General features: G+C 70.6%; 13 protein-coding genes. All 13 read right to left on the bottom strand.

The window, feature by feature from the left end; all coding sequences use genetic code 11:
- Nucleotide 1 precedes the first annotated feature (1 nt).
- The 13 genes from steA to QM728_RS06535 all read right to left on the bottom strand — a co-directional run bounded on the left by steA (nucleotide 2) and on the right by QM728_RS06535 (nucleotide 15959).
- Nucleotides 2–1186: a putative cytokinetic ring protein SteA gene (steA, locus tag QM728_RS06595; protein ID WP_415031240.1), complete on the bottom strand. Its 1185-nt coding sequence runs from the start codon at nucleotides 1184–1186 to the stop codon at nucleotides 2–4.
- 183 nt (nucleotides 1187–1369) lie between these two features.
- Nucleotides 1370–2374 (bottom strand): YsnF/AvaK domain-containing protein, encoded by a 1005-nt coding sequence (locus QM728_RS06590; protein ID WP_415031239.1) that lies wholly within the window; start codon nucleotides 2372–2374, stop codon nucleotides 1370–1372.
- Nucleotides 2375–2453: 79 nt separating this feature from the next.
- Nucleotides 2454–2948, bottom strand: coding sequence for a YsnF/AvaK domain-containing protein (locus tag QM728_RS06585; protein ID WP_415031238.1), 495 nt, complete (start codon nucleotides 2946–2948; stop codon nucleotides 2454–2456).
- An 88-nt stretch (nucleotides 2949–3036) separates the two neighbouring features.
- On the bottom strand, nucleotides 3037–4773 hold the full coding sequence (gene recN, locus QM728_RS06580; RefSeq protein ID WP_415031237.1) for a DNA repair protein RecN: 1737 nt from the start codon (nucleotides 4771–4773) through the stop codon (nucleotides 3037–3039).
- The gene (locus QM728_RS06575) at nucleotides 4773–5774 is read right to left on the bottom strand and encodes an NAD kinase (RefSeq protein ID WP_415031236.1); all 1002 of its coding nucleotides are present in this window, start codon (nucleotides 5772–5774) and stop codon (nucleotides 4773–4775) included. The genes recN and QM728_RS06575 overlap by 1 nt, the downstream gene beginning before the upstream one ends.
- Complete coding sequence (locus QM728_RS06570; protein ID WP_415031235.1) at nucleotides 5771–6664, bottom strand: TlyA family RNA methyltransferase; 894 nt, start codon at nucleotides 6662–6664, stop codon at nucleotides 5771–5773. Before QM728_RS06570 ends, QM728_RS06575 begins: the two co-directional genes overlap by 4 nt.
- A gap of 3 nt (nucleotides 6665–6667) precedes the next feature.
- Nucleotides 6668–6940 (bottom strand): hypothetical protein, encoded by a 273-nt coding sequence (locus QM728_RS06565; protein WP_415031234.1) that lies wholly within the window; start codon nucleotides 6938–6940, stop codon nucleotides 6668–6670.
- Nucleotides 6941–6953: 13 nt separating this feature from the next.
- Nucleotides 6954–8750, bottom strand: coding sequence for an HAD-IIA family hydrolase (locus QM728_RS06560; protein WP_415031233.1), 1797 nt, complete (start codon nucleotides 8748–8750; stop codon nucleotides 6954–6956).
- A gap of 3 nt (nucleotides 8751–8753) precedes the next feature.
- The gene (gene tyrS, locus QM728_RS06555; RefSeq protein ID WP_415031232.1) at nucleotides 8754–10040 is read right to left on the bottom strand and encodes a tyrosine--tRNA ligase; all 1287 of its coding nucleotides are present in this window, start codon (nucleotides 10038–10040) and stop codon (nucleotides 8754–8756) included.
- Nucleotides 10037–10255 carry a Trm112 family protein gene (locus tag QM728_RS06550; protein ID WP_415031231.1) on the bottom strand — a complete coding sequence of 73 codons (219 nt, stop codon included), beginning with the start codon at nucleotides 10253–10255 and terminating at the stop codon, nucleotides 10037–10039. The genes tyrS and QM728_RS06550 overlap by 4 nt, the downstream gene beginning before the upstream one ends.
- Nucleotides 10256–10276: 21 nt before the next feature.
- Nucleotides 10277–13246 carry an AMP-binding protein gene (locus tag QM728_RS06545; RefSeq protein WP_415031230.1) on the bottom strand — a complete coding sequence of 990 codons (2970 nt, stop codon included), beginning with the start codon at nucleotides 13244–13246 and terminating at the stop codon, nucleotides 10277–10279.
- A 92-nt stretch (nucleotides 13247–13338) separates the two neighbouring features.
- Entirely contained in the window at nucleotides 13339–14763 is a 1425-nt protein-coding gene (gene argH / locus QM728_RS06540; protein ID WP_415031229.1) for an argininosuccinate lyase, read from the bottom strand.
- Nucleotides 14760–15959: an argininosuccinate synthase gene (locus QM728_RS06535; protein WP_415031228.1), complete on the bottom strand. Its 1200-nt coding sequence runs from the start codon at nucleotides 15957–15959 to the stop codon at nucleotides 14760–14762. The genes argH and QM728_RS06535 overlap by 4 nt, the downstream gene beginning before the upstream one ends.
- Between the last annotated feature and the right edge of the window lie 71 nt (nucleotides 15960–16030).

Raw genomic sequence — 16030 nt, 5'->3', positions numbered from 1 at the left:
GTCAGCTGCCCAACCCGGAGATCCACGCGGTGAGGTGGTGCCACTGCGCGACCAGGAAGTCGACGATTCCCTCTCCGCTACCGGAGAGCATCAGCGTCGCGATGACCGCGACGAGGGCGGCGAGTACCAGCAGCGCGATGCCGACGCCGGTGCCGTGCGAGCGGTACAGCGACGACATGGCGCGCGCGTCGACCAGTTTCGGCCCGACCTTGAGACGAGTCAGGAACGTCGATGGGTTGCTCTCGCCGCGGGTGCGGTCGAAGAAGTCGTCGAGGCCGCCGCCGAAGCCGACGGTGACGATCAGGTCGGCGCCGTGGTGGTCGACGAGCAGCAGCGCCAGGTCGGCGGCCGAACCGGCGGCCGGGAAGGTGATGGCGCCGACGCCGAGGTCCTGGATGCGGGTCAGGCCGGCGGCGTGGCCGTCGGTGTCCGCCGGCAGGACGAGCTGGGCGCCGCAGCGCAGCGTGTCGCGGGAGATCTCGTCGGGGTCGCCGACGATGAGGGCGGGCTGGTGGCCGGCCTTGAGCAGCACGTCGGCACCCGGTCCGACGCCCACCATGATCGGCGAGTACTCGCGGATGAACTGCTTGAGGGCGCGCAGCTGGGCTTCACTCTCGGGCGATTCGGCCACGACTACGACCGCCATGCCGTCGAGGTCCACCTCGACGTCGGGGACGCCGACGCCGTCGATGAGCAGCGGCGACTCGCTGCGCAGGAACTCGATGGTGTTGCCGGAGAAGGCCTCGAGGTGGTCCACGACGCCGGACTTGGCGTCGAGCATCAGGTCGGCGACGTCGGTCTCGATCAGCTCGGAGCCCAGGGCCACACGGCGATCACCGATGTAGAGGCGCTCGTCGTTGATGCGGACCTTCGAGCCGTCGCGCACCTTCTTGAACACCTCGGCGCCGACGTTGTCGAGCAGGGTGATGCCAGCGGCGACGAGCACCTCGGGGCCCAGGTTCGGGTAGCGGCCGGAGATCGACGGCGACGCGTTGACGACGGCCTCGACCTTGGCCTTGACCAGGGCGTCGGCGGTGAGCCGGTCGAGGTCGACCTCGTCGAGGATCACGATGTCCCCGGGGCCCACCCGTTCGAGCAGGCGCTTGGTGTCCTTGTCGATCCTGGCGATTCCGGTAATGCCAGGCAGATTGGCGTGGGAACGGCTGAGTACGGCAGGCATCTTCATAGCGCCCATCATGGGTTGTTTGGCCCGGCAAGGCACGAAGGCGCGCCGTAACACCAATCACTTTTGTCACAATTTTCTCACGCGTATCGAGCCTGAACTCGGGTTGTCTCCGCACTTTTCGAGCACAAACGACAGCGGCCCGAACCTTTCGGTCCGGGCCGCTGCGTGAGATTTACTGCGGTACTACTCGTACTTCTTGAAGCCGGCCGCCTCGGCGTCGGCCTCGGTGGCGAACCAGATCTCCGGAATCGTCGCGGCGTAGGCGCGCGACTTCGGCGTGTGGAACAGTCCGGAGTCCGCGTTGCCCTTGATCGGGTAGCCCTCGGGCTGCGCCTTGTTCGCCAGCGGGAGGTGTGCACCGACGGGCACCGGCACGGTCTGGCCGTTGAAGACCCAGGTGGCAGCTGCGCCGCCGTAGGGCTGCTCGTCGAACTCGAGTTCCTCGCGGCGGGTCTGACCCGTCACACGCTGGGTGCGCGCCTGGCGCTCCTTGCCGAACTCGACCTGGCCGATGCGGCGGACGCGCTTGCCGACCTCGACCTCTTCACCGCGCAGTTCGATCTCGAACACACCCTCCTCGAAGGAGTAGTTCGGGTCGACCACGTCGTCATTCAACTCGGTACGGTTCACGGTCAACTTCTCCTCAAAGACGTCCACATCGAGCGATGCGTTGTCGACGACGACCTTCTTGTGCACCTTGACGATGCCGGTCGGCACCTCCCGCTTTGCCGCGACGAGGTCCTCGGCGTGCAATTCGACGGTTCGTGCGGGCTCGCTGGTAACCGGTGCGGGGGCCGCAGCGGCGGGAGCCGGGGCCGGCGTCGGTGCGGGGGCCGGCGGCGGAGTCGGTGCGGGCGCCGGCGGCGGAGTCGGCGCAGGGGCGGGGGCCGGGGTCGGTACGGGTTCGGGCACCGGGGCCGGGGCGGGCTCGGGAGCCGCGGCCGGTGAGCCGTCGGCGGTCAGCCACTCGCCCGCCGCCACTTTCGCCGCCGTCAGGTCGAGGCGGATGAAGTCCGGCTCGAACGCAGCCACACCGCTCTCCGCGAGCAGCATGCTGGCTGCGTTGTTGTGGACGTCAACCACCAGATCCGCGCCCTGGGTGTCCGCCACGGTGCCGACCTCGGCGCCGTCGCGAGAGACCACCGGGGTGCCGACCTTGATGTCGTACCCGGCGAAAGTGACAATCATTTCGCATTCCCTCCGTTAAGAGCAGTTCACCACTATCGTCGCGAATTCGACTGGCGGCGTGTATATCCCGAATCCAACCCTAGCTGTTACGGGTTCGGCTCCGATTTCCGGTATTCGTCTGCGTTTGCGGGTCAATCGGAATCTCCGCGCGCACCCGGTGGTGGGGATCGACCTGGACGACGTCGACGCGCTGCCGGCGAACCTCGCCGTCGACGTGGACGTTCTTGGTCTTGCGCTGGCGGGTGATGCGCACTTCCTCGCGCACAACCAGCTTCTTGACGACGACGATCTCTTCCTCGACGACCGGGACTACGAGCGTGTCGCCATCCCAGTACGGGGTCGGCATCTCATCTACCTCGCGGTCGTCGACGGCGACGCGGTCGACCTCGACCACCTCGCGGCTGACCGGCACGGTGAGCTCTTCGCTCTCGGTGACCACCGACGTCCGGACCTGGGCGATCCCGGTGACCACTTCGCGCGTCTTAGCGGTCAGATACTCCTGGTGCAGGCCGACGGTCATCTTGTCCGGCTGCGCAGGACCCAGGTTCTCTGCAGCACCTTGCGTCACATCCATGCACAACAGACTAACGCCGCACGGTCCGATTTGTGGAGTCGGAACAGCATTCACCCATTGAGGGTTACCAATTCGGAACCCAGCCGTTTTATCCGCGCTTCTCCGATTGCGCAGTCTGCAACAGCTCTTCGGCATGTGCTCGGCCGGTGTCGGTGTCGCCCAGGCCGGCGAGCATGCGCGCCAATTCAGCGACCCGCTCATCCCCGTCAAGGGTGCGCACCGAGCTGGTCCGGCCGCTCGTCTCCTTGCCGATGACGACGTGGTGATCGGCGAACGCGGCGACCTGCGGCAGATGGGTGACGACGATGACCTGGTGCCCCTGCGCCAGCCGCGCCAACCGACGGCCGATCTCCACCGCAGCGCGCCCGCCGACGCCGGCGTCGACCTCGTCGAAGACCATGACCGACCCGCCGTCGGGTGCGGCGAGCACGACCTCGAGCGCGAGCATCACGCGCGACAGCTCGCCGCCGGAGGCCGACTTGGCGATCGGCAACGGCGCGGAGTCGGGGTGCGGGACGAGGGCGAACTCGACGACGTCGGCTCCGTCGGCCGCCACCTGGCAGGTTTCGCCGTCCACGGGGAGCACGCGGCGACCGGCGGCCTCCTCCGCGCGGTCCGGGCTCACGGTGACCCGGAGCGCGGCACCGCCCATGGCTAGGCCGTCGAGCTCCTCGGTCACCCGGAGGGCGAGCTTCTCGGCCGCCGCGGCGCGCAACTCCCGCACGGCCTTCGCCGCGCGCGACACCTCGGCGGCGGCGGCGTCGACCGAAGCGGCCAGCTCGTCGATGGACTCGGCCGGGTCGTCGATCTCGGCGAGTCGGGCGCGGGCCCGCTCCCACCACTGCCGGACACCGTCCACGTCGGGCGCGTACTTGCGCGTCAGCGCCTTGAGTTCGCCCTGGCGGACCAGCAGTTGGTCCAGTTCGGCGGCGTCGGCGGGCAGGCCCGCGATGATGCCGGACAGCTCGGCAGCGAGGTCGGTGACCACGGCCAGCGCCTCACGCACCCGCGGCAGCAGGGCTTCGAGTGCGTCGTCGCCGGAGGACTCCAACAGTGAGCGCACCTGGCCGAGTTCGGCGATGACGCCGTCGGCATCACCCCCCTCGCCCGCGGTCAGCGCGTGGGCGCGGGCCCCGGCGGTGCGCACCGTCTCCAGGTCGGTCAATCGCTTGATCGTCGCGGTCAGCGCGACGTCCTCCCCCGGCTGGGGGTCGACGGCCGCGAGCTCCTGCACGGCGAAGCGCAGGCGGTCGGCCTCCTGGGCGAGTTCATAGGAGCTCGCGCGACGCTCGGCGAGTTCGTCGGCCAGGGTGATCCACGCCTGCCGCGCGCGCCGATAGTCGTCGAGCGCCGTCGCGACGGGCGGTCCGGCAAACCGGTCGAGCGCCGCCCGCTGCTGGTCGGCGCGCAACAGGCGCAGTTGGTCGTTCTGGCCGTGGATGGTCAGCATCCCGCTGACGGCCTGGCCCAGCACGCCGACCGGCACGGAGCGGCCGCCCAGGTGTGCCCGGGAGCGGCCGTCGGCGCCCACCGCGCGCACCGCGATCAGCGAACCCTCGTCGGCCTCGGCGCCGGCCGAGTCGAGGATCTGCGCGATCTCGCCGTCCCCTTCGGGCAGCCGGAAGCGGCCCTCGACGACGGCCTTGTCGTGCCCGGCGCGGACCCGACTCGCATCTGAGCGCGCACCCGACAGCAGGTGCAGGCTGGTCACGACCATGGTCTTGCCGGCGCCGGTCTCACCGGTCAGCACGGTGAAGCCGGGGGCGAACTCGGCGGAGGCGTTCTCCAGCACCCCCAGCCCGGTGATCGTCAACTCCTCCAGCATCAGGCGCGCCTCCCCTTGCCCGGTCCCGCGGGGCGGCCCGAGCGTCCGCGCCACCCGGTGACCGGCAGGTTGAACTTGGTCACGAGGCGGTCGGTGAACGGCTCGGCGTCGATGCGGACCCAGCGGACCGATCGCTCACTGCGCACGACCTCGACCCGGGCGCCCGGCGGAACCGCGCCCGAACGCCGGCCGTCGCAGACGGCGACCGCGGCCTGTCCCCCGGCCTCGACCTCCACAGCGACTCGGGAGTGCGGCGAGGTGACCATCGGGCGGGCGAACAGGGCGTGTGCGTTGTTGGGCACGACGAGGATGGCCTCGAGGTCCGGCCACATCACCGGTCCGCCGGCCGAGAACGCGTAGGCGGTCGAGCCCGTCGGCGTCGCGACGAGCACACCGTCGGCGCCGAAGGCCGAGACCGGGCGGCCGTCGACCTCGGTGACGACTTCCAGCACGCCCCGGTGCGAATCGTTCTGCACGACGACCTCGTTGAGCGCCCAAGTGTGCAGGATGGTGGTGCCGTCGGCGCCGACCAGGGTGACGTCGAGCGTCATGCGCGGTTCGACCGTGTAGTCGCCGTCGACGAGCCGCGTCATCACGTCGTCGATGGAGCCGGCCTCCGCCTCGGCGAGGAAGCCGATGTGGCCGAGGTTGATGCCGATGACGGGCACCTCGGCCGGCTGGGCGAACTCGGCGGCGCGCAGGAAGGTGCCGTCACCGCCGAGGGCGATCACCACCTCGCACCCGAGGGCCGCGCCGTCGCCGTGCTCGACGCGGGTGACCGTCGCGCCCAATTCGCGCAGCCGATCGACGTCGACGTCGGCCCGCGCGTCCTCGCGAGTGTCCGAATCCACCAGGCGCAGTTCGATGCCGTTCGCCCCGCACTGTCGAGCGATGGCCTCCAGGGTGGGTGCCACCTGGTCCCGGCCCGTGTGGGCGACGACCAGGAAGACCCGGTCGCCCTGACCCTCGCGTTGCTGCACTCGCTCGCTCCCCTGCGTCATTGCGGCCCCCGCGCCACGACCGTGTCGATCAGGTCGCGCACGCCGCTGTCGTCGAAGCCGTCTTCGCTGCCCACCAGCGTATCTGTGGGGGCCGACAGATCGATGGGCAACCGCTCCCTGCGCGCCGCCAGTTCGTCGTCGTCGCACCGGCGGGTGAGCCACAGGAAGTATTCGACGTTCCCGGACGGCCCGGGCAGCGGCGAGAAGCCTGCGTCGCGCACCTGCAAGCCCAATGCGGCGGCCCAGCGGGCCACACCGAGGACAGCGTCGGCGCGCAGGGCCGGATCGCGCACGACACCGCCGGCGCCGACACGGTCCTTGCCCACCTCGAACTGCGGCTTGACCATCGGCACGAGGTCGCCGCCCGGTCGGGTGCAGGCGGCCATGGCGGGCAGGACGAGCTTGAGCGAGATGAATGACAGGTCGGAGACGGTGAGGTCGACCGGGCCGCCGATGTCGCCGGGTGTGAGCGACCGGGCGTTCGTGCGGTCGTGGACGTGCACGCGGTCGTCGGCCTGCAGTCGCCAGACGAGTTGGCCGTAGCCGACGTCGACGGCCACGACCTCCCGCGCCCCGCGGCGCAACAGCACATCGGTGAATCCGCCGGTGGAGGCACCGGCGTCCAGGCAGCGTCGGCCGTCGACCGTCAGGCCCTGCGGCTCGAACGCGTCGAGCGCTCCGATGAGCTTGTGGGCCCCGCGCGACGCCCACTGTTCGGCCTGGGGTTTGACGACGATGGGCGTGTCCCTGCCGACGTTCGTCGCCGGTTTCGTCGCCGGGGTGCCGTTGACGCTGACCTCACCGGCGGCGATCAGGGCGCTGGCGTGCTCGCGCGAGCGGGCCAGCCCCCGCCGCACCAGCTCGGCATCCAGTCGGGCCCGCGGTGCCATGGGTCAGGAGTGGTCGATCGCTGCCAGGGCGTCGGCGAGCACGCGGTGCGCCCGCTCGAGCAGATCTGCCTGGCGGTCCAGCGCGGCGAGCTGCTCGGCCGACATCGGCTCGCCCGCGGCCGGGTGCGCGGCGTGCCGGCCGACCTCGTCGAGCTTCTCGAGCATCTCGTTGATCGCGTCGACGACGTCCTCCGGCGACACCGACGTCGGGCCGCCGGTACCGGGAAGGTGATCGCCGGGCTTCGGCGCGCCCGCGGTGGGCTCAGGGTTCGTCATAGTGCCCTCCACGCTAGCCGACGCCGAGGCCGCGCAGCAGTCCGGTCACCGCCGGATCGTCCGAGGTCACCGCGATTTCGGCGACCTGCGCCGGCGTGAGGCCGACGGACCACACCGCGGCCACGAGCGCCGGTACCGCCGTCACGGGCGGAGCGCCCTCCGCGGAGCGCTTGATGCTGATCCGGCTGTCGTTCACCGCCACGGTCCACGGATGGTCGCCGGCGATCGCGCTGGCCGATTCCGGTGCGAGCAGGGCGCGCAGCCCGGTGCCGATGTGGGTGGGTCGACGCTCGGCGGGTGCCGCCAGGACGTCGCTCAGCGAGCTGACCCCGGTCAACACCATCAGGCTGTCGGCGTTGACGGCGTTCGCGCCCTCGATGTCGGTGTCGAGGCGGTCGCCGACGACGAGGGGCTTGCGCGCACCGACGCTGTCGACCGCGTCGTTCAGCAGCGGCGGCGCGGGCTTGCCCGCGACGATCGGCGTCGCCTTGGTGGCGGAGGCGACCGCGGCCACCATCGATCCGTTGCCGACCAACAGCCCCCGCTCGTTGGGCAGCGTCGTGTCGACGTTGGTGGCCACCCAGGTCGCTCCGGCGGCGACCGCGAGCGCGGCCTCCGACAGCGCCGCCCAACCGGTGTCCGGCGAGTGACCCTGGATGACGGCACTCGGCTTGTCGTCGGCCGTGCGCGTCGGCACGAGGCCAACTTCCGCCACCTCGGCGGCCAAGCCGTCGGTGCCGACGACGAGGACCGTCGAACCGGCTGGCACCTGTCGCGCTGCTAGTCGGGCACCGGCCTGGGCGCTGGTCACCACCTGCTCCGCGGTGGCGTCGAAACCGAGGTCGCGCAGGTGGGCGGCGACTTCGGCCGGCCGTCGACTCGCGTTGTTGGTCACGTAGCGCACCTGGTCCGAACGCAGCGCGGCAATCGCCTCGACGGCCCCCGGCAGCGGTTCGTGGCCGGCGAACACCGTGCCGTCCAGATCGAGCAACAAGCCGTCGTAGCCGTCGGCGAGTGCGGGCACGCTCGGCGAATTCTCGGGCACGCTCGGCGAATCTTCGGGCACGCTCGGCGAGGTTTCGGGCACGGTCGACGAATCGGGATCGCCGCCGTCGGTGAGGTCGACCAAGCGCAGCTCGGCGTCGGTCAGGTCGTCGACATCGGCGGCAGCGGCGTTCATGAACCAGGTGATGGCGTCGTCGTGACGACCGGCCGCCAGGAGGGCCTCGGCGTAGGCGTAGTAGAGACGGGTGGCCTCCTGGCCGGTCTGACCGGGCGTGAGATCGGCGGCCTGCAGGGTCACCACCGCCTTGTCGGCCTCGCCCAGGTCGATCCGGGCGCCGGCCTCGACGATCAGCATCTCGATCCGCTCTTCGGCGGGCAGCGAGCGAGCATCGTCCCCGCGGGCGATCTCGAGGGCTCGCTCTGGGCGGCCCAGGCCGCGCTCACAGTCGGCAATCAACGGCAGCAGCACGGTCCCGCCCAGGATACGCCGCGCCGCGCGGAGCTCACTGAGGGCCTCGTGCCACTCACCGGCGTGGTAGGCCGCGATGCCCGCGGTTTCCCGGACGACGCCGATACGGCTCGCCCGACCGCGCGCGGCGCGGGCGTGTGCCAGCGCCTGTTCCGGGTCGTCGGCGGCCAGTCGGCCGACCATCACCAGATGGCGGGCGACGGTGTCGGCGGTGGCCTTGTCGAGGGTGCGCAAGTCGCGGCGCACCTCGGGGTCGAGGTCGCCGGCGGTGAGGTCGTCGGGCAGGGGCGGCTCGGCCGCCCTGTTGTCCCGTCGCTGGTTGTCGCGTGCGGTCATCGACTATCCCCTCCGTGCGCCGAAGCGGGCACCGGCGAAGGTCTTCTTGCCCCGCCGCAGCACCAGCCAGCGGTCGTGGAGGAGGTCGCCCGGCGCGGGCGTCCAGGTGTCGTCGGAGATCTTGGCGTTGTTGACGTACGCGCCGCCCTCCCCGATCGTCCGGCGCGCGGCCTTGTTCGATTCGGCAAGGCCGCTGTCCACCAACAGCTCGACGATCGTCGGAGCGGCGCCGGCGTCGTACTCCGCCAACGTCGTCTCGCCGAGTGCGGCGGCGACCGTCGGCTCGTCGAGGCCGTCGAGTTCGCCGCGTCCGAAGAGCGCGGCACTGGCCTGCTCGACCGCGGCCGTCTGGTCGGCGCCGTGGATCATCGTCGTCATCTCGGCCGCGAGGCGCTTCTGCGCCAGACGCAGGTGGGGCTTCTCCGTCGTGGCGGCCGCCAGCTCGGCGATCTCGTCGCGGCCCAGGAAGGTGAACCACTTGAGGTAGCGGACGACGTCGGCGTCGGCCGTGTTCACAAAGTACTGGTACCAGGCGTACGGCGGCGTGAGCTCCGGATCGAGCCACAGGCTGCCACCACCGGTCGACTTGCCGAACTTCTTGCCGTCGGAAGATGTCACCAGCGGCACGGTCATGGCGTGCAGCGACGTGCCGTCGAGCCGGCGGGCCAGATCGACGCCGCCGATGATGTTGCCCCACTGGTCCGAGCCACCGATCTGCAGCGTGCAGCCGTACCGCCGGTTCAGCTCGACGAAGTCGTTCGACTGCAGCAGCAGGTAGCTGAACTCGGTGTAGCTGATGCCGTCGCTCTCCAACCGCCGCTTGACGGTCTCGCGCGCGAGCATCACGTTCACCGAGAAGTGCTTGCCGATGTCGCGCAGGAAGTCCAGCGCGCTCAGCTCGCCGGTCCACTCCATGTTGTTGACGACGACCGCGGCGTTGTCGACGCCCTCGAGTCGGACGAACCGTCGCAGCTGCCCGCCGATCCGGTCGGCCCATTCAGCGACGGTGTCGGTCGTGTTCATCGTCCGCTCGCCGACGTCGCGGGGGTCGCCGATGAGGCCGGTCGCCCCGCCCGCCAGCACGATCGGGCGGTGGCCCGCCTCCTGGAAGCGGCGCAGGGTCAGCAGCGGTACGAGGTGCCCGGCGTGCAGGCTGGCGGCCGTCGGGTCAAACCCGGCGTACAGCGTGACCGATCCGTCGGCGAGGTGCTCGCGCAGCGCGTCGAGGTCGGTGGAGGCGGCGATCAGGTCCCGCCACTGCAGCTCCTCGACGATGTCGGTGGCGCTCACCGCGCCGAACCGCCGGTGATCGCGGCGTGCTCGTCGTCGTCGACCTTGCGCGCCTCGTCGGCGAGCATCACCGGGATGCCGTCCTCGTCGATGCGGTAGGCGATGCGCAGGCGCGGGTTGTACAGCTCGTCGCCGGCGTCGAGCAGCGGTCCGTGATCGGTCGGGCAGACGAGCCGCTCGCGGACGACCGGGTCGATATCAGCAGCGCGAGACATGGGGACCACTCTAGCGGCCCGCTAGACCCACCCTCGTTCGGCCGCGACGGCCTTGGTGAATCGACGGTAGCGGCCTTCCTCGTCGCGGTACCAGACCCGCGTGCCCGGCTTCGGCACGCCCTCGGCGGCCAACGCCCCGGTGAGTGGTCGATAGGACTCGCTGACCGGGATCTCGTCGACGACGCGGATCAGGTGTGGGCGCTCCTCGGCGGGCAGTCCGCCCAGTGCGGTCCGCAACGACGTCACCGTGAGGGACGCCTCCTGACCCTCGCGCAACGAGATCGCGGCCACGGCCAGATCGTCGCCGCCCTCCTCGACGCCGCCGCCGACCGTCGCGCGGTACACGGCCGCCAAGTCGACACCCTTCATCATCGACAGCGCCTGCTCGATCGGCGGCCGGTACACCGGGCCATCCTTCGACGTGACGACGGACGGGATGGCACCCATGTACCAGAGGTCGCGGTCGGCGTCGGTGCGGAACAGGTGGTTCGACACCTCCCAGCGGTCGTGTGCGCTGAAGACGTCGAGGAGCACGGCGCTGTTCGCACCGAACCGCTGACGTGCGCCCGAGAGCAGCACGCCGACCTCGCCGGGAGCCGTCTCCTCGATGTAGCCGCCCGCGCCGACGCGCAGCGTCTCGCTCTCCGCGTCGATCGCCGCGATGCGAACGGGCGAGGTCTCCGGCAGCGGACGACCCATGGCGCCCAGCTTCTCGCCGGAGACGTTGCCCAGGATCGCCGATCCGTCGGCGGTGGCGAAGAACTCCAGGACGTGTGCCTTCGGGAAGGAGTCGACGACCTCCGACCACAGTCCGGCGGGCATGCCCGATCCCATGAAGAGGCGGATCGGGTTGTGCGGATTGATCTCGAACTTCGGATCGCGCACGACGTTGCGCATCATCGTCCAGGTGTAGGAGACGACGGTGATTCCGTAGCGCGCCACCTCGGTGCTGAACGTCTCGGCGTCGACGCCGTTGGAAAGCGCGATCCGCGAGCGGCCGACGAGGGTCGCGCCCAGGGTCGTCAGCAGACCCGACGGGTGGCTCAGCGGCGGCAGGCAGTAGACCGTGTCGTTGTTGGTCAAGCCCGCCGCCGATGCCGCGCCGAAAGCGGAGATGGCGAAGCGGTGGTTGGTCACCGGCCAGGGCGTGAGGTCGAACATCGCACCGCGCGTGAACAGGATGAACGCGAGGTCGCCCGCCAGCCCCGGATCGGGCCGGTACCAGGACGGGATCTCGACGGCCGCGGGGTCGATCTGCTCCATGTCGACGACCCGGTCGCCGTCGGCCGCCTCGAGGGTGCGGGTGTCGCCGCTGCCGCCACCGAGGACCAACACCTTGCCGCAGTGCTCGCGGGCGATCTCCAGGTGGTTGGGGTCGGTGATCACCACCCGCGTCTCGGTGGACGCGATCGCCTCGGCGACGCCCAGGTCGGTGGTGAGCAGGACCCCGACGGCACCGAGCCGCGACAGCGCTGCGACGACGACCAGCGCACTGGGGCGAGTGTCCATCAGCACGCCGACCCGCTGTCCGGGCCGGATGCCGCAGGAGATCAGTCCGGCGACGACGTTGTCGATGCGAGTGTTGACCTGTTCGTGGGTGAGGACGCGGTTCTCGAAGAGGAACAGCTCCTTGTCCCGGGCGCGCCGATTGTTCTCCGACATCAGTTTGCCGAGGGAGATCCGCGTGTTGGGGCCGATCTGGCCGAGCCGGAACAGGCGCGGCACGGTGCGCACCGACTCGGCCGCGATGGCGCGCGTGGTCCGCTGCACCGACGACGCCGAGTCGATCACCTCCTTGCCGACCGCTGCGCCCGCGTCGGCGACCGCGCCCAGGCCGTGGGTCACGCGCGACGACAGCGTGACGCCGGTGCCCGGCCCGGTGGCGTTCTCATCCATCGGCTCGACGGCCGCGGGCTTCTCCCCCGAACCGTCCTGCCAGCGGATCCACTCCGATGTCGTCGGCCAGGTCTGCGTGCCGGCGACCGAGCCGACGACGAGGCCGAAGTGGCCGACCGGCAGCCGCGACTCGTAGACGTCGGCCTTCGGGGCGGCGCGCTTGATGCCGCGGACGGCGGCGGGCTGGCCGATGTCGTCCGCCTCGCCGACGAACGCCAGCACCGGGCAGGTGATCTCGGCGAGGGTCACCAGGTCGCCGTCGATGACGAAGCCGCCGGACACCATGCGGTTGTGCGAGACGAATTGGCGCAGCAGCTCGGCGATGGCCGGACCCGACCACGCGACCCAGCCCTCGGCCTCGAGGAACCGGCGCTGGTCCTCCCGCGGGAGCAGCGCGTCGCGGTCGTGCAGCTGGCGCAGGAAGTCCAGGCGGCTGCGCGCGGTTTTGACCGGGTCAAGCATCTGGAAGCCGGTGCGGGCCAACCAGCCGGGGATGGAGATGTGCGGGAACACCTTGTCGGCGAGCAGCTCGGCACCGGGTGCGACGATTCCGGCGGGCAGGCCGAGCGGCAGCGCCGCGAGGACGTCGACCGGCGACCCGAAGGTGATGACGCTGGCGATGCCCTTCGACTGCCGATAGGCCGCGCACTGGTAGACGAACATGCCGCCCTGCGAGTAGCCGGCGAGGTGGACGTCGCGACCGGTGGCCTCCCGCACGACGTCGACGACGCGGGACAGCGCGACGATGTGGTCGGCGAGGGTGCGCTCCATGCCGCCCTCTTGTTGGTCGGGCGAGCCGAAGTCGACGACCCACGGCGTGATGCCGTGCCGGTGCAACACCGAAACGGCGCCCTTCTCCTGCGTGACGTCGTAGACGTTCGCCGACACCATCATCGGGTGGACGAGGATCACGTGCGGCCCCTCGCCCGTGTCGTCCGGGAAGTAGCGGCGCAGGCGGAACATCTTCTCGGTCTCGACGACCTGGTACGGGGCCGGTTCGGTCCCGGTCTCCAGGCCGCCGAAACGCAGGACTTCCAGACCGTTCTGCGCGGTCGCCAACACGCGGTTGACCGCTCCGCCGATCCTCTTGGGCATCTCGACCATCACTCTCCTGTGGTGTCGATGGGCGCGACTCCCCTTGCGCGCCCCAGTGACTCAGGTCACTCTACCGCCGCCCGGTGCGCGTCCTACGACCAGTGCTGCCGGTGCTTCGCCAAGCCGCTCCGCGCACCGTCGAGCTGTACCGCGACGGCCGACGGCGCGGTGCCGCCGTGGGCGCTCCGCGACTCGATGGAACCGCGGACGGTGAGCACGTCGCGCACCGCCGGCGTCAGCGCCGGGTTGATCGACGCGAAGGTCGCGTCGTCGAGGCCGGCCAGATCCGTCCCGGCCTGCTCGGCGGCCCGGACGCAGGCCCCGGCCGCCTCGTGGGCGTCGCGGAACGGCACGCCCTGGCGCACCAGCCACTCGGCGATGTCGGTGGCGAGGGTGAACCCGGCGGGCGCCAGTTCGGCCATTCGCTCGGCGTGGAAGGTCAGGGTGCCGACCATGCCGGCGATCGCGGGCAGCAGCATCTCGAGTTGGGCCACCGAGTCGAAGACCGGCTCCTTGTCTTCCTGCAGATCGCGGTTGTACGCGAGCGGCTGCGCCTTGAGGGTGGCCAACAGGCCGGTGAGGTTGCCGATCAGCCGACCGCTCTTCCCGCGGGTCAATTCGGCGACGTCCGGGTTCTTCTTCTGCGGCATGATCGAGCTGCCCGTGGACCAGGCGTCGGCGAGCGTCACGTAGCCGAACTCGGGCGTGCTCCACGCGATGACCTCTTCGGCCAGGCGCGACAGGTCGACGGCGATCATCGCGAACACCCAGGCCGCCTCCGCGGCGAAGTCCCGTGACGCGGTGGCGTCGATCGAGTTGGCCATCGGACCGTCGAAGCCGAGGTCGGCCGCGATCGCGTCCGGGTCGAGCCCCAACGACGATCCCGCCAGGGCGCCGGAACCGTAGGGCGACACCGCGGTCCGCCGGTCGGCGTCGGCGAGGCGCTCCAGGTCCCGCAGCAGCGGGTGCACGTGCGCGAGCAACTGGTGGCTGAGCAGGACCGGCTGGGCCGCCTGCAGGTGGGTCTTGCCCGCCATGACGACGTCGGGGTGGGCCTGCGCCTGGTCGATCAGCGCCTGCGCGACGTCTGCGACGCCGACGGCGACCCGGCGGAAGGCCTCGCGCAGCCACATCCGGAACAGCGTGGCCACCTGGTCGTTGCGGGAGCGCCCGGCGCGCAGGCGTCCGCCCAGCTCGGGTCCGACGCGATCGATGAGTCCGCGCTCTAGCGCGCCGTGCACGTCCTCGTCGGACTCCGCGGGGCCGAAGGTGCCGTCGGCGACGTCGGCGGCCAGCCGGTCCAGGCCGGCCAGCATCGCCGTCAGGTCGTCATCGGTGAGCAGCCCCGCCTTGTTCAGGACACGGGCGTGCGCCTTCGAGGCCTCGATGTCGAAGGGCGCGAGCACCCAGTCGAACTGCGTCGACTTGGATAGCGCCGCCATCGCCGCGGCCGGGCCGTCGGCGAACCGCCCGCCCCAGAGCGAGCCCTCGTTCGTCGTCGGCTTCTTCTTGCTCATAGCCCCAGATCACGCTTCGCCGAGATCTTCGACGACAGCCCGTGCAGCTGGACGAAGCCCTTGGCGTTCGACTGGTCGAAGGTGTCGCCCTCGTCGTAGGTGGCGAGGTTGAAGTCGTAGAGCGACTCGCTGGACCGGCGGCCGTTGACGATGATCGCACCGGCGTGCAGCACCAGCCGGATGTCGCCGGAGACGTGTTCCTGGGTGTGGTCGATGAAGGTGTCCAGCGCGCCCTTGAGCGGCGAGTACCAGAGGCCGTCGTAGACCAGCTCCGACCACTTCTGGTCGACGTGGCGCTTGTAGCGGCCGAGCTCGCGCTCGAGCGTCACGTGCTCGAGTTCCTCGTGCGCGGTGATGAGGACCATCGCCCCGGGGGCCTCGTAGATCTCGCGGCTCTTGATGCCGACGAGGCGGTCCTCGACGACGTCGAGCCGGCCGACGCCCTGCGCACCGGCGCGCTTGTTGAGCTGTTCGATGGCCTCGAGCACCGACACCGGCTTGCCGTCGATCGCGACGGGGCGGCCCTTGTCGAAGCTCAGGATAAGTTCGTCGGGCGCGTTGAAGTTGACCGTCGGGTCCTCGGTGTAGTCGTAGACGTCCTTGGTCGGGGCGTTCCACAGGTCCTCGAGGAACCCGGTCTCGACGGCCCGGCCCCACACGTTCTGGTCGATCGAGAACGGCGAGCGCTTGGTCACGTTGATCGGGATGGCGTTCTCCTCGGCGAAGGCGATCGCCTTCTCCCGGGTCCAGGCGTAGTCGCGGACCGGGGCGAGGACCTCGAGCTCGGGCGCGAGGGTGTTGAAGCCGACCTCGAAGCGCACCTGGTCGTTGCCCTTGCCGGTGCAGCCGTGGGCCACGACGGTGCCGCCGTGGTCGCGGGCCGCCTGCACGAGGTGCTTGACGATCAGCGGCCGGCTGATCGCCGAGACCAGCGGGTAGCGGTCCATGTAGAGCGCGTTGGCGGTGATCGTCGGCAGGCAGTACTCGTCGGCGAACTCGTCGCGGGCGTCGACGACGACCGCCTCGACGGCGCCGCAGTCGATCGCGCGCTGGCGTACGACCTCCATGTCCTCGCCGCCCTGACCGAGGTCGATGGCGACGGCGACGACTTCCTTGCCGGTCTCCTTGCCGATCCAGCTGATCGCGACGGAGGTGTCGAGACCTCCGGAATATGCCAGGATGACGCGTTCCGTCATGGGTGTGGTGCTCCTCGGTCTGCTCGTGTGTCGGTTTCTATTGTGCTGGCTCGCCGAACGCGTCGGCGAGG

The organism is Gordonia sp. (in: high G+C Gram-positive bacteria) (assembly GCF_047602025.1).
In the GTDB taxonomy this organism is placed as follows: Bacteria; Actinomycetota; Actinomycetes; order Mycobacteriales; family Mycobacteriaceae; genus Gordonia.
Note: the sequence above shows the minus strand (reverse complement) of the source record. Positions and strands in the feature narration are given on the sequence as shown.